This is a genomic window from Arthrobacter sp. Y3221087, assembly GCF_059089905.1.
Genome location: NZ_JBNHFE010000001.1, coordinates 618,641 through 639,636, shown reverse-complemented (window position 1 = coordinate 639,636; position 20,996 = coordinate 618,641). Strand labels below are relative to the sequence as shown.

At 65.6% G+C, this 20,996-nt stretch carries 29 protein-coding genes and 1 pseudogene; 20 read left to right on the top strand and 10 right to left on the bottom strand.

What is annotated here, in order from left to right:
* Positions 1-10 precede the first annotated feature (10 nt).
* Positions 11-382, bottom strand: a complete 372-nt coding sequence (locus tag AC5RUO_RS03010; protein WP_494102762.1) for a DUF8129 domain-containing protein — start codon at positions 380-382, stop codon at positions 11-13.
* 307 nt (positions 383-689) lie between these two features.
* Between AC5RUO_RS03010 and AC5RUO_RS03005 the strand changes: the two genes are divergently transcribed.
* The 4 genes from AC5RUO_RS03005 (at position 690) to AC5RUO_RS02990 (ending at position 2,245) form a co-directional block, all read left to right on the top strand.
* A complete protein-coding gene (locus tag AC5RUO_RS03005; protein WP_494102761.1) occupies positions 690-974 on the top strand; it encodes a DUF1540 domain-containing protein in 285 nt (94 codons plus the stop codon).
* Between the two features lie 266 nt (positions 975-1,240).
* Positions 1,241-1,498: a hypothetical protein gene (locus AC5RUO_RS03000; protein ID WP_494102760.1), complete on the top strand. Its 258-nt coding sequence runs from the start codon at positions 1,241-1,243 to the stop codon at positions 1,496-1,498.
* The gene (locus tag AC5RUO_RS02995; RefSeq protein ID WP_494102759.1) at positions 1,498-1,935 is read left to right on the top strand and encodes a hypothetical protein; all 438 of its coding nucleotides are present in this window, start codon (positions 1,498-1,500) and stop codon (positions 1,933-1,935) included. The genes AC5RUO_RS03000 and AC5RUO_RS02995 overlap by 1 nt, the downstream gene beginning before the upstream one ends.
* 64 nt (positions 1,936-1,999) lie before the next feature.
* Positions 2,000-2,245 (top strand): hypothetical protein, encoded by a 246-nt coding sequence (locus tag AC5RUO_RS02990; protein ID WP_494102758.1) that lies wholly within the window; start codon positions 2,000-2,002, stop codon positions 2,243-2,245.
* A gap of 36 nt (positions 2,246-2,281) precedes the next feature.
* Here AC5RUO_RS02990 and AC5RUO_RS02985 read toward each other — a convergent pair whose 3' ends face one another.
* Together AC5RUO_RS02985 and AC5RUO_RS02980 are read right to left on the bottom strand one after the other, a co-directional pair.
* Positions 2,282-3,028 (bottom strand): GAF and ANTAR domain-containing protein, encoded by a 747-nt coding sequence (locus AC5RUO_RS02985; RefSeq protein ID WP_494102757.1) that lies wholly within the window; start codon positions 3,026-3,028, stop codon positions 2,282-2,284.
* Between the two features lie 212 nt (positions 3,029-3,240).
* Positions 3,241-3,735 (bottom strand): DUF2243 domain-containing protein, encoded by a 495-nt coding sequence (locus AC5RUO_RS02980; protein WP_494102756.1) that lies wholly within the window; start codon positions 3,733-3,735, stop codon positions 3,241-3,243.
* A gap of 220 nt (positions 3,736-3,955) precedes the next feature.
* On the opposite strand from AC5RUO_RS02980, the gene AC5RUO_RS02975 reads away from it, so the two are divergent.
* The 3 genes from AC5RUO_RS02975 (at position 3,956) to AC5RUO_RS02965 (ending at position 6,704) form a co-directional block, all read left to right on the top strand.
* Positions 3,956-5,104: a zinc-dependent alcohol dehydrogenase gene (locus AC5RUO_RS02975; RefSeq protein WP_494010077.1), complete on the top strand. Its 1,149-nt coding sequence runs from the start codon at positions 3,956-3,958 to the stop codon at positions 5,102-5,104.
* Between the two features lie 19 nt (positions 5,105-5,123).
* Complete coding sequence (locus tag AC5RUO_RS02970; protein WP_494102755.1) at positions 5,124-5,705, top strand: hypothetical protein; 582 nt, start codon at positions 5,124-5,126, stop codon at positions 5,703-5,705.
* 258 nt (positions 5,706-5,963) lie between these two features.
* Positions 5,964-6,704, top strand: a complete 741-nt coding sequence (locus AC5RUO_RS02965; protein WP_494103367.1) for a sulfite exporter TauE/SafE family protein — start codon at positions 5,964-5,966, stop codon at positions 6,702-6,704.
* Positions 6,705-6,897: 193 nt separating this feature from the next.
* Here the strand turns inward: AC5RUO_RS02965 and AC5RUO_RS02960 are convergent, their stop codons facing one another.
* Positions 6,898-7,242 carry a hypothetical protein gene (locus AC5RUO_RS02960; RefSeq protein ID WP_494010075.1) on the bottom strand — a complete coding sequence of 115 codons (345 nt, stop codon included), beginning with the start codon at positions 7,240-7,242 and terminating at the stop codon, positions 6,898-6,900.
* An 80-nt stretch (positions 7,243-7,322) separates the two neighbouring features.
* Positions 7,323-8,071 (bottom strand): annotated as a pseudogene (locus AC5RUO_RS02955) (TetR/AcrR family transcriptional regulator C-terminal domain-containing protein).
* A 406-nt stretch (positions 8,072-8,477) separates the two neighbouring features.
* Here AC5RUO_RS02955 and AC5RUO_RS02950 point away from each other — a divergent pair.
* The 3 genes from AC5RUO_RS02950 (at position 8,478) to AC5RUO_RS02940 (ending at position 9,823) form a co-directional block, all read left to right on the top strand.
* A complete protein-coding gene (locus AC5RUO_RS02950) occupies positions 8,478-8,729 on the top strand; it encodes a hypothetical protein (RefSeq protein WP_494010074.1) in 252 nt (83 codons plus the stop codon).
* Between the two features lie 338 nt (positions 8,730-9,067).
* Positions 9,068-9,208, top strand: a complete 141-nt coding sequence (locus AC5RUO_RS02945; protein ID WP_494010073.1) for a hypothetical protein — start codon at positions 9,068-9,070, stop codon at positions 9,206-9,208.
* Positions 9,209-9,328: 120 nt separating this feature from the next.
* Positions 9,329-9,823 carry a GAF and ANTAR domain-containing protein gene (locus AC5RUO_RS02940; protein WP_494010072.1) on the top strand — a complete coding sequence of 165 codons (495 nt, stop codon included), beginning with the start codon at positions 9,329-9,331 and terminating at the stop codon, positions 9,821-9,823.
* 278 nt (positions 9,824-10,101) lie between these two features.
* Here AC5RUO_RS02940 and chrA read toward each other — a convergent pair whose 3' ends face one another.
* The 3 genes from chrA to AC5RUO_RS02925 all read right to left on the bottom strand — a co-directional run bounded on the left by chrA (position 10,102) and on the right by AC5RUO_RS02925 (position 12,488).
* Complete coding sequence (gene chrA, locus AC5RUO_RS02935; protein ID WP_494010071.1) at positions 10,102-11,310, bottom strand: chromate efflux transporter; 1,209 nt, start codon at positions 11,308-11,310, stop codon at positions 10,102-10,104.
* Positions 11,307-11,675: an ArsR/SmtB family transcription factor gene (locus AC5RUO_RS02930; protein WP_494010070.1), complete on the bottom strand. Its 369-nt coding sequence runs from the start codon at positions 11,673-11,675 to the stop codon at positions 11,307-11,309. Before AC5RUO_RS02930 ends, chrA begins: the two co-directional genes overlap by 4 nt.
* A 72-nt stretch (positions 11,676-11,747) precedes the next feature.
* Positions 11,748-12,488 carry an aquaporin gene (locus AC5RUO_RS02925; protein ID WP_494010069.1) on the bottom strand — a complete coding sequence of 247 codons (741 nt, stop codon included), beginning with the start codon at positions 12,486-12,488 and terminating at the stop codon, positions 11,748-11,750.
* A gap of 46 nt (positions 12,489-12,534) precedes the next feature.
* Between AC5RUO_RS02925 and AC5RUO_RS02920 the strand changes: the two genes are divergently transcribed.
* The 9 genes from AC5RUO_RS02920 to AC5RUO_RS02880 all read left to right on the top strand — a co-directional run bounded on the left by AC5RUO_RS02920 (position 12,535) and on the right by AC5RUO_RS02880 (position 18,252).
* Positions 12,535-13,209 (top strand): arsenate reductase/protein-tyrosine-phosphatase family protein, encoded by a 675-nt coding sequence (locus AC5RUO_RS02920; protein ID WP_494010068.1) that lies wholly within the window; start codon positions 12,535-12,537, stop codon positions 13,207-13,209.
* A 141-nt stretch (positions 13,210-13,350) separates the two neighbouring features.
* The gene (locus AC5RUO_RS02915; protein ID WP_494010067.1) at positions 13,351-13,785 is read left to right on the top strand and encodes an arsenate reductase ArsC; all 435 of its coding nucleotides are present in this window, start codon (positions 13,351-13,353) and stop codon (positions 13,783-13,785) included.
* A 15-nt stretch (positions 13,786-13,800) separates the two neighbouring features.
* Positions 13,801-14,778 (top strand): thioredoxin-disulfide reductase, encoded by a 978-nt coding sequence (gene trxB, locus AC5RUO_RS02910; protein WP_494102754.1) that lies wholly within the window; start codon positions 13,801-13,803, stop codon positions 14,776-14,778.
* A 218-nt stretch (positions 14,779-14,996) separates the two neighbouring features.
* Positions 14,997-16,388 (top strand): FAD-dependent oxidoreductase, encoded by a 1,392-nt coding sequence (locus AC5RUO_RS02905; RefSeq protein ID WP_494010065.1) that lies wholly within the window; start codon positions 14,997-14,999, stop codon positions 16,386-16,388.
* A 25-nt stretch (positions 16,389-16,413) separates the two neighbouring features.
* Positions 16,414-16,719 (top strand): hypothetical protein, encoded by a 306-nt coding sequence (locus AC5RUO_RS02900; RefSeq protein WP_494102753.1) that lies wholly within the window; start codon positions 16,414-16,416, stop codon positions 16,717-16,719.
* 12 nt (positions 16,720-16,731) lie between these two features.
* Complete coding sequence (locus tag AC5RUO_RS02895) at positions 16,732-17,217, top strand: universal stress protein (protein WP_494010360.1); 486 nt, start codon at positions 16,732-16,734, stop codon at positions 17,215-17,217.
* A 142-nt stretch (positions 17,218-17,359) separates the two neighbouring features.
* Positions 17,360-17,584, top strand: a complete 225-nt coding sequence (locus tag AC5RUO_RS02890) for a hypothetical protein (protein ID WP_494010063.1) — start codon at positions 17,360-17,362, stop codon at positions 17,582-17,584.
* A gap of 89 nt (positions 17,585-17,673) precedes the next feature.
* Positions 17,674-17,919 carry a hypothetical protein gene (locus AC5RUO_RS02885; protein ID WP_494010062.1) on the top strand — a complete coding sequence of 82 codons (246 nt, stop codon included), beginning with the start codon at positions 17,674-17,676 and terminating at the stop codon, positions 17,917-17,919.
* A gap of 69 nt (positions 17,920-17,988) precedes the next feature.
* Positions 17,989-18,252, top strand: a complete 264-nt coding sequence (locus tag AC5RUO_RS02880) for a GlsB/YeaQ/YmgE family stress response membrane protein (protein WP_494010061.1) — start codon at positions 17,989-17,991, stop codon at positions 18,250-18,252.
* Between the two features lie 99 nt (positions 18,253-18,351).
* On the opposite strand, the gene nhaA is transcribed toward AC5RUO_RS02880, so the two are convergent.
* Complete coding sequence (nhaA, locus tag AC5RUO_RS02875) at positions 18,352-19,704, bottom strand: Na+/H+ antiporter NhaA (RefSeq protein WP_494102752.1); 1,353 nt, start codon at positions 19,702-19,704, stop codon at positions 18,352-18,354.
* A 137-nt stretch (positions 19,705-19,841) separates the two neighbouring features.
* Positions 19,842-20,516, bottom strand: coding sequence for a PAS and ANTAR domain-containing protein (locus AC5RUO_RS02870; RefSeq protein WP_494010059.1), 675 nt, complete (start codon positions 20,514-20,516; stop codon positions 19,842-19,844).
* 288 nt (positions 20,517-20,804) lie between these two features.
* On the opposite strand from AC5RUO_RS02870, the gene AC5RUO_RS02865 reads away from it, so the two are divergent.
* Positions 20,805-20,972, top strand: a complete 168-nt coding sequence (locus AC5RUO_RS02865) for a hypothetical protein (protein WP_494010058.1) — start codon at positions 20,805-20,807, stop codon at positions 20,970-20,972.
* The last annotated feature ends 24 nt before the right edge of the window (positions 20,973-20,996 follow it).

The following is a 20,996-nucleotide window of genomic DNA, read 5'->3' as shown; positions in this document are numbered from 1 at the left end:
ACTCCTCAGGTCATGTGCGCGGCTGGGCCGGGTTGGTGGGCACCCCCTGCGACGGCGGGTTGACCGGCGGACCGGGCACCGATGTGGGCTGCTGCGCGGGCGCGGCACCTGGTGTCACTTCCGGGGTACTGGGTGCCTGCGGCCCGCTCGGCTCCGCACCCGCCTGCAGGTCCTGCAGCCTCTTCTCCAGGACTTGCAGGACAGGCAGCCGGTTCCCGTGCTCCTTCTCGTAGCCGATCAGCTGCGCCACGTCGGCTTCCGCCAAACCCGTGATGCGCGTGGGAAGCGTCCCCAAAGGCAGATGGTCGTAGTCCGGCAGGGGCAGGTCCTTGTGTTCAGGGACGCTGTGCCCGGGGACATTGTGCTCAGGAATGTCATTCATCTCGGCTTTTCTTCCAATCTCTTCGATAGCCGTATGCTGGCCAGTCCGCGGCTGCAGCGGCGGACGGAAGTGATGACGGACTCTGCTTACCGCCGAAGAGAACAACATAATAAGCACCCTTATCAATCCGCGGAAAGGGCCAGAGGCTCCTGTTTTTCTGGGACGCGAAGGCCCCTGCGTGGCCGCGACACGCCGGAAGGCCGGAAATTAGCGAACAGTATTGGGTCTTTTTGATTGGTTCCGGCGGGCTTACGGTAGACGCACGAGGGCCGCCTATCCCGGGCGGCCGGCCAAGGAGGACTTTCCAATGACAACGCACGTCGCGGACTGCAGCGTAACGAACTGTTCCTTTAACGACCACACCAACTGCAACGCAGCCGCCATCACCGTGGGCGGCGCCGAAAACCACGCGCACTGCGCCACGTTCATTGAAACCGGAGTGCACGGGGGCCTTCCCAAGGTCCTGGCCGACGTCGGAGCCTGCCAGCGGAGTGAATGCGTCCACAACGACCACCTGATGTGCAAGGCGCCCGAGGTGCATGTAGGTCCCGGCCGTGACAACGCGGACTGCCTGACGTACTCGCACGCATAGCCAGCACACCTGAAGGATCCGGAGCACCCGGGACGGCAACGCCCCCGGGTGCTCCGTCGTGTCCGGGCGGGGACTTTCCCTCGCGCGGACACCCCCTGCCATCCCGACGTCGTACGCCAAGCCCTGTACTTCCCTCCCGATCACCGGTACATTCGGAACTGTGACGGGCGTCATGGCCCGCCCTCCCCGGCCCATCTGCACAGGCCCCGGGAGTAGCTGCTGCAGTCCAACGGCGGCGTATGATGCAGGAGCGGAAGGGCCCCATCGTGGCAGCCTCGCATTTCGAACAGTTCCTTGAAGAAGCAACCATCTTTGATCCTTCCAGCGATTCGATGCTGGGCCCTGACTGCCTGTACGGCCTGTACATCAGCTGGGCAAACCTGCACGGATTCACTCCTAAATCGGATCAGGCCTTCCGGGCCGGGATGCACCGGTGCGGAGTGGACGTCCACGATTCCCGGCTGCACATGACCGGCCCCGCCGCGGCGGACTACATCCTTTACAGCTACCCGGCCGTAGCTTGATGCCCACCCCTGCGAACGGCTACCGGGACGCACCGCAGTTCCGGCCCGGCCCGCTGGCATGCCGGCGGTGCGGGCATGACCACCACCTGGAGATCACCTCGATTGATGCGCTTCCCGCGGACTCTGCATCCCATGCCTCCCTGGTGGAGGTATCCTTCCGGTGCACCGGCTGCGGTATGCCTTTCACCCAGGCGGCTGACGTCACCGAGGTGGCACGGATCCTGAACCGGGCCGGCAGCACTCCCAACGTACTGGCGTTCGGGGGACATTACATCCACTGCGGACAGCCCATGCGGGCCGCCGGAGCGGAGGTCCGCAGCATCCACAGCACCTACAACGAGCGGCGGCTGCCTGAGACGCTGGGCGTCTACCTGGCCACCCGGGTGCTGCGCTGCGTGTGCGGTTTCCAGATGGAGATCCCGGACCAGAGCCTTTGAAGCCAGTGAAAGGCTGATCCATAAGGCGATGCCGGAACAGTGAGGGGAAATTGTGGGCTTCGACATGCATGAGCCGGAACAGCGCAGCCGGCTCATGGAGGTTCTGCAGGCAGCCGACATCACCATCAGTGAACTGTGGCTGCAGTATTTCGGCATGAGCGGTTCGGTCGGCGAGTACGAGGTCCAGGCCTACGTGGAAGGCATGCTGTCCCTGCCCGCCACCGAACGCGACCTGCTGGCGATGGCGGCAAACGAGATGGTGGGCGGGACCCCGTCCCTGCACGCCCCCTACGCGGACGAGGTGTATTGAGCTACCCCCGCTGACAGCCCGGGCCCGCCGGTGCCCTCAGGCATCAAAGTGAGTGTAGACCGTCTCATTGCTGATGGATGCAAGTACGGCCGCAGCCACATCCCTCAGCTTGATGTTGCGGCTGCTCGACGCCTTCTTGAGGATGTTCATTGCAACCTCCTGGCTGCACCTGTTCTCGGCCATGATGACGCCAGTGGCGAGATCGATGATGGTCCGGGATTTCATGGCCTCGGTGAGGTCGTTGCTGTTGTCAGTGAGTTGCGCGATCCGCAGTGCCAGGCGCAGCGACGTACTGGCATGCAGGGCGAAGTCCTCGGCCCGGCGGATGGCCTCGTCCGAGAACGCATGGCTTCCCTCGGCATAGAGGTTCAGCGCTGCCTTGGCCCCGCCCTCGGCGAGGAAAGGTACGGCGAGGACGGAGTTGATTTTGTCTTCGCCTACCGCCGCGGCATAGTCCGGCCAGCGCCCGTCATTCGCAAGGTCCGGGACGTGCACGGTGACGCCTTCCCGGATGGACGTCAAGCAGGGTCCGTCCTTGGACTGGTACTGCACCTCGTCCATTGCCTTTGCCCGGTCGTCGCTGCTGGCGACGGTGGTGGGCTTCTTGTGGCGCACGAGGGTAATTCCGCAGCTGACAACGGAGTCCGGGGCTGACAGGTCGTTGGCCGCGAAGACGGCAAGATCGTGCAGGAAGTCCTCCACCTGGGAACTGGCAAGCACAAACTCGCCCAGGCGGCCGTGTCCCGCATCCCACATCAGTTCTTCGGCCACGGCGGACCCCACTCCTGGTAGTTCCTTGCACTCGCACCCTGCCCTGGCACAAGGCGCGAACCATGCTGCCCAAGAGAGGGAAAGAGAGAGCCTTTCCCCCAAGCCTACGCCCGAATCCACCCCCTCACCCCCTCCGCTTCACGCCCGCAACCCGGGCCGGCACCCAAGTCGGCGCGCCGCCGTCGTAATTTCTGCGACCCACGAATTAAGATGCGCGTGGCAAGCTAGTCTGGGCGCTGCCTGCCGTTCCGGTACAAAAACCAGCCGACGGCGGCCAGCACCGTGCTCAGGCCCAGGAACCCCAGGTCCCACGCAAGGGGCCCGCCGAGATCGTCGCGGACATGGTGGATGCCGAGCAGCTGGTGGTTGACCAGGCCCTCCACCACGTTGAAGACGCCCCAGCCTGCGAGAGCGAGCCCGGCGTGGAACTGCCAGCGCGCCGAAAGCCGCCCTTGACGCCGCGCCCGGATAGTCAGCACGGCCGCCGCCACCACCAGCACCCACATGGCGCTGTGGAAGAACCCGTCCGCCAGGGTGTTCAGCTCCAGCCCGGCCACGGTTTTGGTGTTGCCGGGCTCGGTGTGGCTGAGCATGTGGTGCCACTGCAGCAGCTGGTGCAGCACGATTCCGTCCACGAAGCCGCCCACGCCCATCCCGAACACGAATGCCGGAGCAGCAGCCGGCGTTGCAGTGCGCCGGACGGAGGTTCCCTTTGACATATCCCTGTTCCCCCTCGGTAAGGTGCCCTGTCCACCTAGTCCATACCCGCCGTGGTACACGCTAACCGGCCTAGACCTCCCAATGTCCACCGCTGAAAGGACCTTGACCACCTGCAACGGAGATGGAAGCCTGTGAAGCACTGCGGTGGGACCTCGAGCCAAGGGGCGGCTCCTGCATGACGGGACCTTTCCACTGCCAGCCAACATTGAGGCGGCACCCTTGCGAGCAATGGTTTACCGCGGCCCGTACAAAATCCGGGTCGAGGAAAAAGACATCCCCAAAGTCGAGCACCCCAACGATGCGATCGTGCGGGTCAGCACCGGCGCCATCTGCGGCTCCGACCTGCACCTCTATCACGGCATGATGCCGGACACGCGGGTGGGCATGACGTTCGGGCATGAGTTCGTGGGCGTGGTGCACGAAGTGGGTTCCTCGGTGCAGAACCTGACGGTGGGCGACCGCGTGATGGTCCCGTTCAACGTGTACTGCGGGTCCTGCTACTTCTGCTCCCGCGGGCTGTATTCAAACTGCCATAACGTGAACCCGAACGCGACGGCGGTGGGCGGCATCTACGGCTACTCCCACACCTGCGGCGGTTACGACGGCGGCCAGGCCGAGTTCGTACGGGTCCCCTTTGCGGACGTGGGGCCGTCAAAGATTCCCGACTGGATGGACGAAGAGGACGCCGTCCTGCTCACCGACGCCCTGCCCACCGGCTACTTCGGCGCCCAACTCGGCGACATCGTCGAAGGCGACACGGTGGTGGTGTTCGGCGCCGGGCCGGTGGGCCTGTTCGCCGCCAAGTCCGCCTGGCTGATGGGCGCCGGCCGGGTGATCGTCATCGACCACCTGGAATACCGGCTGAAGAAGGCCCGGACTTTCGCGCACGCCGAGACGTACAACTTCGCGGAGTACGACGACATTGTGGTGCACCTGAAGAAAGCCACCGACTACCTGGGCGCCGACGTCGTGATTGACGCCGTGGGGGCCGAAGCGGACGGCAACTTCCTCCAGCATGTGACCGGCACCAAGCTGAAGCTGCAGGGCGGATCGCCCATTGCGCTCAACTGGGCCATCGATTCCGTCCGCAAGGGCGGCACCGTGTCCGTGGTGGGCGCGTACGGGCCGATTTTCAGCGCCGTGAAATTCGGTGACGCCGTGAACAAGGGGCTGACCCTGCGGATGAACCAGTGCCCGGTGAAACGGCAGTGGCCGCGGCTGTTCGAGCACATCCGGAACGGGTATCTGAAGCCCAGCGACATCGTCACCCACCGGATCCCGCTGGAACACATCGCGGACGGTTATCACATGTTTTCCGCGAAGCTCGATGACTGCATCAAGCCCCTCATCGTCGCCGAGGCGTCCTGAACCGTGAAGGGAAGAGTCCATGTCTGAGACAGCAACACCGTATGTTTCCGGAAAGTCCGGCGCCAGGGAAACCGCGGACGCTTTGCGGGCACGCATCCCGGGCTGGGGGGCGGACCTAAACCCGGCGGACCGGCCGTCCTACCCCCGCGAACAGCCCGGCATCCAGACCGGGGCGCACTGGGACTTTCCCGAACGCCAGCCGGAGTCCTGGCCCCGGGAGCGGTCCATTGAGCATGCCATGCTGCCGCCCGTGTTCGGGACTTCCACTCCTCCCAAGGGCGTCTCGGGTGCCATCCGGAAGTTCGCCTACCGGAAGTACAGCGAGGGCCGCGCCGCGCACTGGCTGCTGCTGATCGCGGCGGACCGGGTGGACGCCTGGGAGCACCACCTGACGTCCCTGGCTTCAGCCCGGCCGGACAACCCCGTGACGGAAACGGGGGTGCTCAGCGAGTTCTCCCGGCACGGCCTGGGCTCCCGGTTGGGGAAGAAGCGGGCGGACGTGAACCACCAGTGGATCGATCCACTATTGGTAGGCGGGCCCTGGGTGCTGGCCGGGCTGGGTGCCGCGGCCGCGGTGCGCGCGCTGACCCGCCGACGCTAACCTCGCCGACGCTTCTATGTCTGTCAAGCGGCTGGAAACGGGTGCGGGCGCGGACAAGTTGCTTTGCCGGTCGCTTGAGTGAAGTAGGGTTCCCACGAAGCGGGTATTGTCATGGCCCGTTCGAGCGACCTGCTGCCCGTAGACAGCCGGATTCGGCAGGCGGGCTGGTAATTTTCCGGGTATGAACAATACCGCCACGCTGTCGACGCCCGGACAGGCACGACAGCAGTCCTTCCCGGTGGTCTTCCTTCCAGCGCGATCATCGGTGTCTTGGGGGGCATGATCGGCCTGGGCGGTGCTGAGTTCAGGCTTCCCCTGCTCATCGGGGTGTTCGGCTTCGCGGCACTGCAGGCCATCATCATGAACAAGGCCATGAGCCTGATCGTCGTGATCACGGCCCTGCCAGCCCGACTATTTGCTGTCCCGTTCGCGGAGCTATCGCCGCACTCGTACATCGTGCTGAACCTGCTGGCCGGAAGCCTTGTGGGCGCGTGGATTGGGCCGCATTGGGCTACCAGGCTCAAGTCGAAAACGTTGTTCCGGGTCATCGCCGTCCTGCTCGTCCTGATCGCGGCGCTGCTGTTCATCACCCATTTCTTTCCGGTGGACCCCCTCAGCATTCCCGCAGCCCCGCGGACTGTGTTCGGAATCGTCGCCGGTATCCTCATAGGCGTCGTCGCGGCCCTGATGGGAGTCGCCGGCGGCGAACTCCTGATCCCTACGATCGTGCTGCTCTACGGCACCGACATCAAAATCGCCGGCAGCCTCTCCCTGGCGGTGTCGCTGCCCACCATGCTCGTGGCCTTCGCCCGCTTCAGCAAAGACAAGAGCTTCTCGGTCCTGGGACAAAGCAAACGGTTCCTCATCGCGATGACCCTGGGCTCCATACCGGAACCATTGCCGGCGGCCTGCTCCTGGGAGTCGTCCCGAACCTGGTCCTCATCCCCCTGCTCGTTTTGCTTCTACTGCTCGTCGATCAAAGTCTGGAACCACGACTAAGCCACCGCCCTAAGGCAGAAACCAGCTGGCCGGGCAAGACATGGCCGCCAACGACGGCGCTTGGGCCCCCTAGACCCCGCCCCTGCGCGTCTGGTCCAGGGGCGTCTTGAAAATGCTCGAGGAAACAACCGGTCCACTGCGGTAAGGGGGGATTCTCGCATCCAGAACCTCGCGGTTGCGGGGCGGATCCGGCCTAGGTATTTATCAGCCAGCGCCTGATGATGAGTAGTTCGACGGCGGCGTCCAGCAGGTATATCTTGCTGATCCGACCTTTGGCCACGTAGATCAAGTCAATGGTTGCCAGTGTGGCAGCTGTCCCAACGCCAAGGCGCTTGGCTGTGATCACCCCTTCTGCATGGGAGCCTGCACGGACTTGTTCCAGGCCAACGGTGATGAGCAGGCCTGAAACCGTTCGAACCAGCCACTTATCGGTTTTGGGTCCGCTAACCGCCTCGAAGCTGCGCATGTGCACCAGCGGCCACAGCCCGTTGATGACATTGAAGCTACCTTGGAATCTAGCGATATCTGAAGAAACCACTTCGATATTCCCTTCTGCTTGAATGACGCTTTACTGCTGGAACGCGGCGCCGGAGACGGGCAGGTCGCCGCCTATGGGTCCTACCGGCCCGGAGTGCCCCGGGGTCCGCCTTCTGACACCCTGTCGGAACCGGGGGGTTGACGCGCGGAAAGTTGCGAGGTGAGTCCGTTGAGCAGGATGTTGAGGCCTTGGTCCAGTGCGGCGTCGCCGTCGTAGTCGGCCAGGACCGGGCCCAGCGCCCGGAGGTGGGGGAACTGTTTTGGCGGCAGGCGATGCAGGCCCAGGCGCAGGAGCGCTTCGTTCTCTTCCGGGTCAACCACGAATTCCTGGAGTTCGTTGAGGATGTGGCCGTAGAGAAAGCCGTAGTAGGCGCGGTAGACGTGAAGGGCATCTGCGGGGGCGAAGCCCGCCCTTATGAGCAGCCCCAGGATTTGTTCGAGCGGGCGGATTGTCCCGAACGGGCGCAAGCCTAAAGGAGTGGCGAGTGGACGGGTAACCAACAGGGGCACGACGTTAGGATGTCGCAGGGCCAAGAGCCTCAGGTCGTGGGCGATCCGGCGCAACTGTTCTGCCAGTCCGGGTCGTCGGGAAAGATCGCCAGTTCGTCCAACACGATTTCGGTGACCCCGTCCAGCAGGGCTGCCCGGTTGGCTGCGTGCCGGTAAAGACTCATCGGGTCGCACCCGAGTTCCTGGCCCAGCCGCCGCATGCTCAAGGCGTCCAGGCCTTCGGAGTCCACCAGTTCTAGGGCTGTTGTGAGCACGATTTCCCTGCTCAGCCGCGCCTTCCGCGGTGCTGACCTTGTGGCCGGGTTCTTGGGAGAAGGCATGAAGGATCCGTCCTGCTGGTAGCGTCAGGCCCGCGCCCTTGGCGGGAAACGTAAGCTTGCTCACGAGCTCTTCTACGCCTACAGTCTACAGTGTAGAGAAGTTGTTGACATGGTTCCCCTGGATCTGGGTTTGCAAGGCCACTTGGCCGCTCTCTCCACATTGGGAGACCTATGAACGCGAAGATCCAGACCTGACAGCATCTTTCCGGCGTCCGCGCCCGGACCTCGAAGCGGCACCGATGCAAACAGTCGCTGCACCACGACAAAAACTCCTTCCTTTTGTTTCACCCTGCCGGAGACCTCACGATGATCCGGCAGTTCCGCTCAATGTCCCTGTGCAAGGCGTTGAGTTTGAGACCGCTGTAGCCGAACGGTGGACAACTGCACCTTGTTGAAAAGAGCCGTCATGGCACATTCACCATTTGACCAGTTCCTCCAGGAAGCCACCTACTGTGACCAGGAGTCCGAGACGACTCTTGACGGGGACTCCCTTTACGGCCTGTACACCAGCTGGTGCCTGATGTCCCACCAAACACCGCGTCCGGAAGAGACCTTCTGGGCAGCAATGCGACAGCGCGCAGGTTCTACTCAGCATCTTCGGATGAAGGGCCCTGCAGCGGCGGACTACATCCTCTCCAGCTACCAGGCCGTGGTGTAACCGGCTGTGACCATAGCCCCGAACAGTACGTGCCCCGCAATGAGAATCAGCCGCGGGCGATACGCCCTTGGTGCAACAGGGCAAAAGGACCCCGTTCACCGGGACAACGGATAGTTTCACTGCGGCGAGCCGACGGCATCGCCGGCGCCGCAGACAGAAACCACGATGCAGACATTCGCCATCCACAACCCCTCCGACCCGAGGGAGTCCCTTGCCGCCTGCCTCGCCACCACGGTCCTAGGCTGCCAATGCGGCTTCCAGATGGAACTGCCCCATTGCACTCGTTGAACCAGAATCAACATCATTCATCACCTGCCAGAAGTGAAGGTATATCGGTCATGACGGACATCAGCGACACCACTGCCCAGACAACAACTAACAATGAGGTCGAGGACCTCGATCTCACCCCCGAGGGCCTCTCCGACGCCCCCGCGCACCAGCAGGACCCTGAAAGCATCGTCCATACAGGAAACAGCTAGAACGCTCACCCCAGAAAGAGAAAAGATCCCATCATCGCCCACGAATCAGGTCATCTGCAGCCAGAACTGCTCATCGACCACCTCCAGGACCTCGTCCTAAGTACCCAAGACGTGAAGGTGATGCTGGACGAACTGGCCGATTTCACCGCTCGCACACTGTCTGACCCTGCCATTGCCTTCTGCAGCATCACACTCATGCGGCAAAAGAAGCCAGTGACAGTTGCCAGCAGCGAAGCGGGCGCCGTCCGGCTCGACGAAACCCAATACCGGGTCGGTGAGGGGCCATGCCTGACAGCCATCCGTGAAGAGGCAGTTATCCACGTGCCTGACATGCACCGGGAACACCGCTGGCCGGATTACACCGCTCCGGCTGGCCGTTCGCATCAGTCACTAACCGAATCCAAAAACCACCTGGCTGCAGCACTTGAATCACGGACCGTCATCGACCTGGCAGCCGGGGCAATCATGGCCCAAAACCGCTGCAGCCAGGACGCAGCAGTGAGAATCCTAAAAATCGCCTCCAGCACCCGCAATACCAAACTCCGCGACGTCGCAGCGTCAGTGATTGCATCCCTGTCCCAGGACCCAAAAATCCAGACGCCCTTCGATGCTTAACCTGAGTGCGGGACGGCCCTGCTCCCAGACACGCGCGGGACCGCTTCATTCAAGACCAGCTGAAGCTCGATCAACGCCGGCCGCTCCACCCAGCGCGGACGAGTCGTGGGAAAGGCACCCTCGAGGGGCAATTGTTTTTTCGAGTCACGCGGCAAGCAGAACGACCGGCATCAACACTGCCAGCTAGTCCCAAACCAGCCGCTGTAAGACTCACAGGAGTTTTTGTCCAGATATGGCGACTTCTGGGCCTCTGAAGTCGCCATATCTGCCCATAAAACTCAAAGGGGGGAGATGGCCAGCAGCACTCCCCCGGCAGCCCCCACCAGCACCACCACCCACGGCGGCGCCTTCCACGCGATGAGCAGGACGAAGCAGACCAGGGCCAGGCAAAACGGCCCGGGCCCGGTGATGGCGGTGGTAAACACCGGGTTGTAGAGGGCCGCGGCCAGGATCCCCACCACTGCGGCGTTCGCCCCCCGCATCAGCACCTGCGCCTGCGGCCGGGTCCGGAACCTGTCCCAGAACGGAAGCACTCCTGCCAGGAGGAGGAAGCCGGGCAGGAAGATCCCGGCCAGGGCGACGGCGGCACCGGCAACGCCGCCGGGGCCGGCGCCGGACAGCATCCCCAGGTAGGCCGCAAACGTGAACAGCGGACCCGGAACGGCCTGGGCAGCGCCGTACCCCGCCAGGAACTGCTCGGGGGTAACCCCGCCGGGGTTGACCACGCCGGCCTGGAGCAGGGGCAGGACCACATGCCCGCCGCCGAACACCAGCGCGCCGGCACGGTAGAACGCATCGAAGAGGGCGAGGCCGGCCGATCCGGTGGCCAGGGTCAGCAGCGGCAGGCCGGCCAGCAGCACCAGGAACAGGACCAGGCAAACGGCCCCGGCCGCCCTGCTCACCGGGAAGCGGAGCGCACCCGTCACGCTGCCGGTCCCGGCCCGGCAGAAGAACAGGCCCGCCAACGCACCGACGGCGATGGCCAGCACCTGCCCCAGCGGGCCCGCCAGCAGGACCACGGTCAATGCCGCCACCACGGCAATCGACGCCCGTTCCCGGTCCGGCGTCAGAGCCTTCGCCATCCCCCAGACAGCCTGCGCCACGATCGCCACGGCCACGATTTTCAACCCGTCAAGGATTCCTGAACCAAGAACCCCCTGAAACAGGGAGACGCCGGCGGCGAACGCCACCAGCAGCGCGGCGGACGGCAACGTGAAAGCCAGGAACGCGGCGAGGGCGCCGAGGGGTCCGGCCCGGTGCAGCCCCAGGCCGAATCCCACCTGGCTGGAGGCGGGCCCCGGAAGGAACTGGCAGAGCGCCACGAGGTCCGCGTATTCCTTGTCATCCACCCACTTGCGGCGCTCCACCAGTTCGTCGCGGAAATAGCCCAGGTGCGCAATGGGTCCGCCGAAGGATGTCACGCCCAGCTTCAGGAAAACCCGGAAGACCTCCCCCGCCGAACCACGTGAAGTAACCGTGGCCGTCACAGGGCCGTCACGAGTCCGGCAACCCGGTCCAGCGCGCCCGGAACCACGGAATAATAGGCCCAGGTGCCCCGCTTTTCACGGTGCAGCAGGCCCGCATCCACCAGGATCTTCAGGTGGTGCGAGACGGTGGGCTGGCCCAGGCTGAGCGGTTCGGTCAGGTCGCAAACGCAGCGCTCGCCCGCCTCCCCCGCCTTCACCAGCGAGAGCAGCCGCACGCGGTTGGGATCCGCGAGTGCCTTGAAAACCAGCGCGGCCTGCTTGGCCTCCTCCACCCCGAGGGCTGTACCGGCGGGCGGCGGGCAGCAGGAAGGGTCCGTCCCCGTGACGGACCGGGTCAATGGCAGGGCAGCGGTCATGGACACCATTATGCCGCCATATCGACATTCATCAATGTGACGGCATAACGGTCTTGGGGATGGAACCGGCTACGTGGGGGGTTACGTATCTGCCGGTTCCTCGCGGTGGGGGATCACCACGTTGTCGGCGGCCTGGCCGGCGGCGGGAAAGAGGGCCAGGAGGAGTCCGAGTCCGACGGCGGCGCCCGCCAACTGCGCCAGGACGAACCCGGGCACGGAGCCAGGCGCAATTCCCGAGAAGGTGTCGCTGAACATCCGGCCCACCGTCACGGCGGGGTTGGCGAAGGAAGTGGAGGAGGTAAACCAGTAAGCCGCGCCAATGTAGGCACCTACGGCCGGGGCGGCCAGCATTCCTTGCGAGGTCCGGGCCAGGGCGAAGATCAGCAGGATGAGCCCGGCCGTGGCCACCACTTCGCCCAGGACATGCCCGCCGGTGAGGCGCTCCTTCGTGGAGATGGAGGTCCCGACGTCGAACATTGCGTTGGCCAGCACGCTCCCCCCTATTGCCCCGGCCACCTGGGCCGCAGCGTAGGCGCCGACCTCCGGCAGCGTCAGGCCCGTGCCGCTGCGCCGGCCGAGGGCCCAGTCAGCCAGGGAGACGACCGGGTTGAAGTGCGCGCCGCTGACGGGCCCCAGCATCAGGATGAGCACGGTCAGGCCCAGGACCGTGGCGGTGCTGTTCTGGAGCAGCTGCAACCCGACGTCGCTGGGGGAAAGCTGCTGGGCCGCGATGCCGGAGCCGACAACGACGGCCACCAAGAGGCCGGTGCCGAGCAGCTCGGCTAGGGCGCGGCGCCAGAGGGGAGGCTGGGGTGTGTGCATGCAACCAGCTTGACCCACGGGCATTACCTCAGTCAAACTTGAGTCAATGGAAACTGAACTAAGCGCAGGATTCCGCCAGCGGCTTGCCAGGCATGCAGCCCTGGCAGACGCCGGCCGGCTGCGCATCGTGGACCTGCTGACGCTGGGCGACCGCTCGCCGTCGGAACTGCAGGCGGAGCTGGGAATGACATCCAACCTGCTGGCCCACCACCTGCGCATCCTCGAGGACGCGGGGCTGGCGGCGCGGCACCGCTCCGAGGCGGACCGGCGGCGAAGCTACATCCGTCTGGTCGCCGGGTCGCTGGAGGACCTGGTTCCCGGCAGCGAACACACGGCACGCCGTGTCCTTTTCGTGTGCACCCGCAACAGTGCACGCTCCCAGCTCGCGGCGGCCCTCTGGCGCCAGGCCAGCGGCATTCCCGCAGCATCGGCAGGAACGCATCCCGCGGACCGCATTTCCCGCGGCGCCCTCGAGGTGGCCTCACGCCATGGGCTGGACCTAACCGACGCCGCACCGCAGCAGCTGGACCAGGTCATGGGCGAGGGCGATTTCGTGGTGACCGTCTGCGACAACGCCCACGAGGAGGTTCCCGGTCTGGAGGGGGTTCACTGGTCCATCCCCGACCCCGTCAGGCGGGGCACGGCCGAAGCCTTTGAGGAGGCGTACGGGCAGATTTCCCACCGCATCAGCGATCTGGCACCCCGCCTCACCGCGGCCTGAAGAATAAATTGACAATCATCAATATCCAGCGCAATACTCCCTATATCGATCATCATCAATCTTTCGGGACTGACGGGATCGGGCGGGAGCACAACCACCCACAACGGCACCTCCCGCCGTACGTCATCATAGGAGAACAGCGTGACCACCGAGACAGCCCAGAAGCCCTCCGTCCTTTTCGTCTGCGTCCACAACGCGGGCCGTTCGCAGATGGCGGCCGCCTTCCTGACGTCCCTGTCCAGGGGTTCCGTGGAGGTCCGCTCCGCCGGGTCCCAGCCCGCCGAGAAGATTAACCCAGCCGCGGTCGAGGCCATGGCGGAGGTGGGCATCGACATGTCCGCGGAGGTTCCCAAGGTCCTCACCACAGAGGCCGTCAAGGACTCCGACGTGGTGATCACCATGGGCTGCGGCGACGAGTGCCCGTACTTCCCCGGCAAGCGCTACGAGGACTGGGTGCTGGAGGATCCGGCAGGCAAGGGCGTAGAATCCGTCCGCCCCATCCGGGACGAAATCAGGACCCGCATCGAAGCCCTCATCACCGAACTGGTGCCCGCGCAGCACCCGGACGCCCAGTAACTCCAGGAGATCTCCATGACGAACGAACAGCTGATCATCATCGGTTCCGGCCCCGCGGGCTACACCGCAGCCATCTACGCTGCACGCGCAGGCCTGGGACCGCTGGTGCTGGCCGGCTCGGTCACCGCGGGCGGTGCGCTGATGAACACCACCGAGGTGGAGAACTTCCCCGGTTTCCCCGGTGGCATCCAGGGCCCGGAGCTGATGGACGGCCTGCAGGAACAGGCCGAGAAGTTCGGCGCCAAAGTGGTGTTCGACGACGCCACCTCGGTTGATCTCAGAGGCCACCTCAAGACCGTGGTCACCGGCGGCGGCGAAACCCACCAGGCCCCGGCCGTCATCCTGGCCACCGGCTCGGCCTACAAGGAACTCGGCCTGCCGGAGGAGAAGAAGCTCAGCGGCCACGGCGTCTCCTGGTGCGCCACCTGCGACGGCTTCTTCTTCCGCGACCAGGACATCATCGTGGTAGGCGGCGGCGACTCCGCCATGGAGGAAGCCACGTTCCTCACCCGGTTCGGAAAGTCGGTGACCGTCGTCGTACGCCGTGAGGAACTGCGGGCCTCCCGGATTATGGCGCAGCGGGCCAAGGACAACCCGAAGATCAACTTCGCCTGGAACTCCGTCGTCACCGCCATCCACGGCAACGGCAAGGTCACCGGCGTGACCCTCACGGACACCCGTTCCGGCGAAACCCGGCACCAGGCGGCCACCGGAATCTTCGTGGCCATCGGCCATGTCCCCCGGACCGAACTGGTGGCCGGCCAGGTGGACCTGGACGCGGACGGCTACATCAAGGTGGACTCCCCCACCACGGTGACCAACCTTTCCGGCGTCTTCGCCTGCGGCGACGCCGTGGACCACCGCTACCGCCAGGCCATCACCGCCGCCGGGACCGGCTGCGCCGCCGCCCTGGACGCCGAACGCTACCTGGCAGCCCTGGACGATGCAGACAGCATCGCCACGGCGCTGGTGGAAGAACCTACCCACAGCTGACAACCCGGGCAGGAAGGGGGTGGGCTGAATGAACACGGAATGCTGCGGCGACAACGGTTGCTGCGACGACGACGATCAGGACTGCTGCTAGCCCCTGATTCCCCACCCCGCCATGCCCAACCAGCTAGCGCCAACTGTCGTTTTGGTCCCTGAAAACGACAGATACTGCTACCTGGTTGGGTTCCCCGCCACGAACAGATGAACGAACAGGAACCGCCATGGAGCACACCCGCGCCCTCCCCGTTGCAGTGATCGGCGCTGGGCCGGTGGGACTTGCCGCCGCAGCGCACCTGTTGGAGCGCGGCCTGGAGCCGCTGGTTTTCGAGGCAGGTCCGACGGCGGGGGCGGCCATTGAGGGCTGGCGCCACATCCGCCTGTTCTCGCCATGGCGGTTCAATATTGACGCCGCAGCCGTGCGGCTGCTTGGGGCATCCGGCTGGGAAGCGCCCCGGCCCACCGCCCTGCCGTACGGCGGCGAGCTTATCGACAACTACCTCGCTCCCCTGGCGGCGCTGCCGGCGCTGGCCACGCGGCTGGAGACCGGCGCCCGGGTAGTGGCCGTGACCCGGCAGGGCATGGACAAGACCCACGTTCGCAACCGGGACACCGCCCCCTTCACTGTCCGGGTGGTTCACTCCGACGGCGAAACCCGCGACCACACCGTGGCTGCGGTGATCGACGCCTCCGGCACCTGGTCCACCCGCAACCCGCTGGGCACCTCCGGACTGCCGGCAATCGGCGAGGAGGCGGCCGCGGCCCGCATCTCCTCTCCGCTGCCCGACGTGCTGGGCCGGGACCGCAAGGCCTTTGCTGGCAAGCGCGTCCTGGTGGTCGGCGCCGGACACTCCGCTGCCAACACCCTGCTCAACCTAACCGCCCTGGCCAAAGAGGCACCCGATACCAGGATCCTGTGGGCCATCCGGGGTGCCTCCCCCGCCAAGACCTACGGCGGCGGGGACGCTGACGGGCTGCCGGCCCGCGGCCAGCTCGGCGCCCGGCTCCGCCGCCTGGTGGACGCGGGGACGATCGAACTGCACACCGCCTTCGGCATCAGCTCCTTCAAATTCCTGGACTCCGGCGTCACCGTCGGCGCCGTGGACGGCCGCACCCTGGAGGCCGACGTCGTGGTGCCCTGCACCGGGTTCCGGCCGGACCTGGACATCCTGCGCGAACTCCGGCTCAACCTGGACCCCGCCGTCGAGGCACCGCTGGAACTTGGCCCGCTGATCGACCCGGAATTCCACTCCTGCGGCACGGTGCCGCCGCACGGCGCCAGCCTCCTGGCCCACCAGGACAAGGACTTCTACATTGTGGGCATGAAGTCTTATGGCAGGGCCCCCACCTTCCTGCTGGCCACCGGCTACGAGCAGGTCCGCTCCGTTGCCGCTGCCCTGGCCGGGGACCGTGAGGCCGCCGACACCGTCCAGCTCAAACTTCCGGAAACCGGCGTCTGCTCCACCGATGCCGGCACCAGCTGCGATGTTACCGCTGCCCGGCCCGCAGCCGGCGCTGTGGAGGCCGGCGGTGAGTCCGGTTGCTGCGCCGCTCCCGAACCGGTCCTGGTGGGTTTTCCCACCGGTCTCGCCCACGGCCGCTCCGCCGAAAACTGAAAACTCAAGCCCGCAAAGGAAGCCCATGACTAACGCAGTTCCCGCCACCGCCGGGGAAAAGAAGCCCGTTGAATCACTGGCCGAGCTCGGCATCCATGTGGAGGGCGAGTACCCCAAGCCCGTCAGCGAGGAGGTGCTTGAGGCGGCGGACGTGGTGGTGGTCCTGGGCACCGAGGCAAAGCTGGAGCCGCATGAGGGCGCCCGCTTCGAGCTTTGGGAAACCGACGAGCCCTCGGAACGCGGCCTTGAAGGCATGGAACGCATGCGCCTGGTGCGGGACGACAATGGTGCCCGGGTCCAGAAGCTGCACCAGGACCTCACCGCTTCCTGAGGCACCGGCGTGATGCACAGCCAGGACCGGCCCGGCGGGTCCATCGGGCCCGCCATCCTGGCCGTGCCCTGGGAATGCCCCGAGCACCTGGTGCTGACGGCCGCCGAATTCGCCGGCGCCATGGACCTCCACCTCGTCTGCGCCTTCGTTGATCCCGCGAGCTACCTGGTGGAATGGGCGCCCGAGCTGCCCGGGGCCTCGCTGGACCCCGCCGTCAACGATGAGGCGGCCTTCCCCTCACGGGAAGTCTATGGGCGCCTGCAGAAAATCCTGGCCGGGACCGACGATGTGGAGTGGTCCTTCCGGGTCCTTAACGGCGCCGTTACCCCGGCCCTGCTGCGGCTGGCAGACAGCCTTGGCGCTTCCCTGTTCATTGTGGGCGGCCGCCGCCCGGGCATCCTGTCCCGGTTCGAACGGGTCCTGGAAGGCTCGGTGGCGGAGGCCCTGGAGCACTCCCAGCGGCGTCCCGTTGTGGTGGTTCCGGCGGTTGGCCACTAGCAAAACAAGCGTGCACCGCCCCACAAAAAGTGCTTGGTGGGCAATGCCCCTGTCAGTACACTTAGCTTATTCATCCGGCGGGCTGGGGACCAGCAGCGACGCTCCTCCGGAGGGAGCCTGTTAAGGCGCGAAGGCGGCACCCATGCACGGAAACCGGAAGCTCCCCCGCAGCATTTGCGAGGAAGTTGCCCATCTGGAGCTACAACTGCAGGTCCTTGAGATTATTGACGAAATCCTCAGCGGAACCGCCGCCTGCGAGGCCGATGCCCGCAGCTCGCTCCGATGGTACGTCAGCGCCAATCCGGGCCAGCCGCAGCGCGCCCTGTTGATGCACATGCTGAGCATCCAGCGCTCCGATCACACCTGACACAGAAAAAACACCCTGCTGAAACACTGCGGCAACCTCCTCACGGCAAGCTGTGCGTACGGGGATACAACAGCAGGAGGCAGCCCATCATGGAGGCACAAGGAGTACGCACGGACCAGCTCCGCATTGGAGACCACATCGAGGCCTGGCACCGGGGCAGGCTTTTCCACCGCGGCCGGGTGACCGGCGTGGTGCCTGCCCTGGAATTGTTCTGGATCCTTGACGCGAGGACCGGCACCCGCAAGCTGCTGGACCCCGAGGCCTTGGAGATCCGGCACGTGGAAGAGCCCGTGGAGCAACCGGCCCGGCCGGCCACCAGGCTCGAACCTGCATAACGTCCGGCGGCAGGGGTAGGGTCAGTCCTGAATGCTGCTGCGGCAGTAACGACGACGAAGGAGCACACCGTGATTGGATTCATCGTTGCCGGGCTGATCATCGGGGCGCTTGCCCGCCTCATCAAGCCGGGCAAGCAGAACCTGGGCCTGCTCGCCACCTTGCTGCTGGGCCTGGCCGGCTCAGTGATCGGCGGAGTGGTGGCATCGCTGCTGGGGACCGGGGACATCTTCGAACTGAATTTCCTGGGCTTCATTGTGGCCGTCATCGCCTCGGTGCTCCTGGTGGGCACCGCCGAGGCAGTGGCCGGCCGGCGGCGGTCCGTTCGCCGCTGACCTAGGGGCAGGAACCCTGGCGGCCTAAGGCAGGAACCCCCGACGGCGGCGCCGGGCCCACGCTCGCGGCGTGATGGCGAGTGCCGCCGCCGGGGTGACCTATGCCCGGTCCTGGTAGACGTCCGGGATGCCGTCCTGGTCCGCGTCCACCTTCTCCAGTTCCTCGGCCTGCCGGTACTGACGGTTCCTGGTCCGCAACACCAGGGTGGCCAGCACGGCGGCGAGCAGCGAGGCGGCGAGGATTCCCACCTTTGCGTGGTCGTCATGGAGGCTGCCGTGCCCGAAGCTGAGCTCGGCCACCAGCAGGGACACCGTGAAACCGATGCCGGCCAGCAGCGCCACGCCGAAAACGTCGATCCATTTGAACGAGCTGTCCAGGGTTGCCCTGGTGGCTTTGGTCAGGATCCAGGTGGTGCCAAGGATGCCGATCGGCTTGCCGAGCACCAGGCCCAGAATGATGCCGAGCGCCACCGGGTCGGCCAGTGCGGAGACCAGCCCGTCCCAGCCGCCCACGGCCACGCCTGCCGAGAAGAACGCGAATATGGGGACGGCGATACCCGCGGAAATGGGCCGGAAGCGGTGCTCAAAAATCTCCGCCAGCCCGGGCCCGGCCTCCGGACCGCCACCGGCCTGCGACCGGATGACCGGTACGGCGAAGCCCAGCAGGACACCTGCCACGGTGGCGTGGATGCCCGAGGCATGGACGAGAGCCCAGGTCACCACACCCAGCGGCAGCAGGATCAGCCAGGCGGCCGGAGCCTTCATGCCGAAGAAGTAGCGGAACCGGTGCGCCAGGAATGCGTAGACCGCCAGCGGAATAAGGGCCAGCAGCAACGGTGCGACATGGAGGTCGCTGGTGTAGAAGAACGCGATGATGCTGATGGCGATCAGGTCATCCACCACGGCCAGGGTCAGCAGGAAGATCCGCAGGGCACTGGGCAGGTGGGAGCCGATAATGGCGAGCACGGCGACGGCGAATGCAATGTCCGTGGCGGTGGGGATTGCCCAGCCGCGCAGGGTCTCCGGGCTGGCGAGGTTGACGACGGCGTAGATCACCGCCGGGACCACCACGCCGCCCACCGCGGCGGCCACCGGGACGATCGACTTGCTGATCTGCCGCAGGTCGCCGGCCACGAATTCGCGCTTGAGTTCCAGGCCCACCAGGAAGAAGAAGATGGCGAGCAGGCCGTCCGCAGCCCACGCACCAAGGCTCAGCTCCAGGTGCCAGGGCTCGTAGCCGATCTTGAAGTCACGGAGCGCGAAGTAGCTGTCCGAAGCCGGCGAGTTGGCCCAAACCAGGGCGATGATTGCCGCTGCCACCAGCAGGGCGCCACCCACCGTTTCCTTGCGGAGGATTTCCCCGATCCGCAGGGCCTCGGAGTAGGAGCCGCGGGCAAAGACCGTGCCCCGGGGCGCGGCGGGCGGCGGTGTTGATGGCGGGGTGGAGTTCATGAAGGAGTCCTAACGTTTGGGCTCGACAAAATTACTGCCGACCAGACTTCCCGGCGCACCTTCGATCCATTCTAGGGGCGGCGCTGCGGGCACCAAAATGCAGCAGCCCGCTGATGCGGGTCCTCCCAGCCCCGCGGTCACCCCGCCCGGCGCCGTGAACCGGACTGCCGGCCTTCGGCGGCGATGGCCCTGACGGCATGGTCAAGATAGTCCCGGGCCTCCACCGAGTTGGCCAGCTTCACGAGCTCCGCGGCCACCACCACCAACTTGACGTTCCGGTGGCTGCTGGTGCTCACCAGCATCTTGAAAGCGTCATCAGCGTCCATCTTCAGCTGGCCCATCAGGATGCCCCGGGCCTGGTCCACCACGCTGCGGGTGGAGGTGGCACCGGCCACCGCATCCCGTGCGGTTTGCTCCGTTTCCCGCTGCAGGGTGGTGGTGAGGTCCACCATCACCCCCTCCATGGCGGCGACTTTGCCTGCCTCGTCCAGGATGCCCTCACCCGACGTGAGCACCCGCCGGGTCCGTCCCTTGGCGTCAATGATCCGGTGGTACATGGCGAAATAGCCGCCGGTTTGTGCAACCTGGGCAACGATTGCCTCGCACCGCGGACGGTCCTCGGGATGCTTGTGCGAGTACAGCAGCTCCAGCGTGGGCACCACGTCTCCCCGCCGGTATCCATGCAGCTGGTACATGCCGTCCGACCAGGAGACCTTCCACCCGGCCACGTCCACATGGAAGGTCCCGGCGGTACATTCGTTGTCGCCCAGGGCGCTCGAATACGTGTATGGGCCGGTCGGGTCCGTTGTCACAGGGGCCACCTCCATGTAGCATCCAGCACCCGCGGCGGAACAGATCAGTCCGAGGGCGCTATTACCAGTATGGCCGGGGCGGACTCCTACGGGTAGGGCATGGACCACCTGCGGGAAACAGGGGGTTTTCCGCCGGGCTGGACGCCTTGACCAATATACCCCCTAGGGGTATCCTCATTGTGTTGTCAGTGAAGTGGTATGTCCCGGCGGTACCACCGCCTTCACAGCCGTTCAACCCCAGCACCCTGCTTACCAAGGACTCATCCTTCGTCAAGGAATGGAACTGACATGAACCTCGAACACCGCACAGCGCTCCCCCTGGCATCCTCCAACGGCTGCAGCTGCTGCTCCCCCGCAGGCCACGCACCCAAGACCACGGCCGCCGTCGCACATTCCCCTGAAGCGCCCGTCCGCACCGCCGTCACCACTGCCGGGTATTCCCTGGCCGCATCCTGACCTCTTGCGCCTCTAAGGGCACTG

What these genes read in the sequence shown, in the direction of transcription:
- trxB (WP_494102754.1), top strand. Translation starts at nt 13,801, where the DNA reads ATGACGAACGAACAGCTGATCATCATCGGTTCCGGCCCCGCGGGCTAC.
- AC5RUO_RS02940 (WP_494010072.1), top strand. Translation starts at nt 9,329, where the DNA reads ATGCTGGACGAACTGGCCGATTTCACCGCTCGCACACTGTCTGACCCT.
- AC5RUO_RS02995 (WP_494102759.1), top strand. Translation starts at nt 1,498, where the DNA reads ATGCCCACCCCTGCGAACGGCTACCGGGACGCACCGCAGTTCCGGCCC.
- AC5RUO_RS02900 (WP_494102753.1), top strand. Translation starts at nt 16,414, where the DNA reads ATGACTAACGCAGTTCCCGCCACCGCCGGGGAAAAGAAGCCCGTTGAA.
- AC5RUO_RS02890 (WP_494010063.1), top strand. Translation starts at nt 17,360, where the DNA reads ATGCACGGAAACCGGAAGCTCCCCCGCAGCATTTGCGAGGAAGTTGCC.
- AC5RUO_RS03005 (WP_494102761.1), top strand. Translation starts at nt 690, where the DNA reads ATGACAACGCACGTCGCGGACTGCAGCGTAACGAACTGTTCCTTTAAC.
- AC5RUO_RS02990 (WP_494102758.1), top strand. Translation starts at nt 2,000, where the DNA reads ATGCATGAGCCGGAACAGCGCAGCCGGCTCATGGAGGTTCTGCAGGCA.
- AC5RUO_RS02930 (WP_494010070.1), bottom strand. Translation starts at nt 11,675, where the DNA reads ATGGTGTCCATGACCGCTGCCCTGCCATTGACCCGGTCCGTCACGGGG.
- AC5RUO_RS02895 (WP_494010360.1), top strand. Translation starts at nt 16,732, where the DNA reads ATGCACAGCCAGGACCGGCCCGGCGGGTCCATCGGGCCCGCCATCCTG.
- AC5RUO_RS02950 (WP_494010074.1), top strand. Translation starts at nt 8,478, where the DNA reads ATGGCACATTCACCATTTGACCAGTTCCTCCAGGAAGCCACCTACTGT.
- AC5RUO_RS02945 (WP_494010073.1), top strand. Translation starts at nt 9,068, where the DNA reads ATGACGGACATCAGCGACACCACTGCCCAGACAACAACTAACAATGAG.
- AC5RUO_RS02925 (WP_494010069.1), bottom strand. Translation starts at nt 12,488, where the DNA reads ATGCACACACCCCAGCCTCCCCTCTGGCGCCGCGCCCTAGCCGAGCTG.
- AC5RUO_RS02920 (WP_494010068.1), top strand. Translation starts at nt 12,535, where the DNA reads ATGGAAACTGAACTAAGCGCAGGATTCCGCCAGCGGCTTGCCAGGCAT.
- nhaA (WP_494102752.1), bottom strand. Translation starts at nt 19,704, where the DNA reads ATGAACTCCACCCCGCCATCAACACCGCCGCCCGCCGCGCCCCGGGGC.
- AC5RUO_RS02980 (WP_494102756.1), bottom strand. Translation starts at nt 3,735, where the DNA reads ATGTCAAAGGGAACCTCCGTCCGGCGCACTGCAACGCCGGCTGCTGCT.
- AC5RUO_RS03010 (WP_494102762.1), bottom strand. Translation starts at nt 382, where the DNA reads ATGAATGACATTCCTGAGCACAATGTCCCCGGGCACAGCGTCCCTGAA.
- AC5RUO_RS02865 (WP_494010058.1), top strand. Translation starts at nt 20,805, where the DNA reads ATGAACCTCGAACACCGCACAGCGCTCCCCCTGGCATCCTCCAACGGC.
- AC5RUO_RS02970 (WP_494102755.1), top strand. Translation starts at nt 5,124, where the DNA reads ATGTCTGAGACAGCAACACCGTATGTTTCCGGAAAGTCCGGCGCCAGG.
- AC5RUO_RS02905 (WP_494010065.1), top strand. Translation starts at nt 14,997, where the DNA reads ATGGAGCACACCCGCGCCCTCCCCGTTGCAGTGATCGGCGCTGGGCCG.
- AC5RUO_RS02885 (WP_494010062.1), top strand. Translation starts at nt 17,674, where the DNA reads ATGGAGGCACAAGGAGTACGCACGGACCAGCTCCGCATTGGAGACCAC.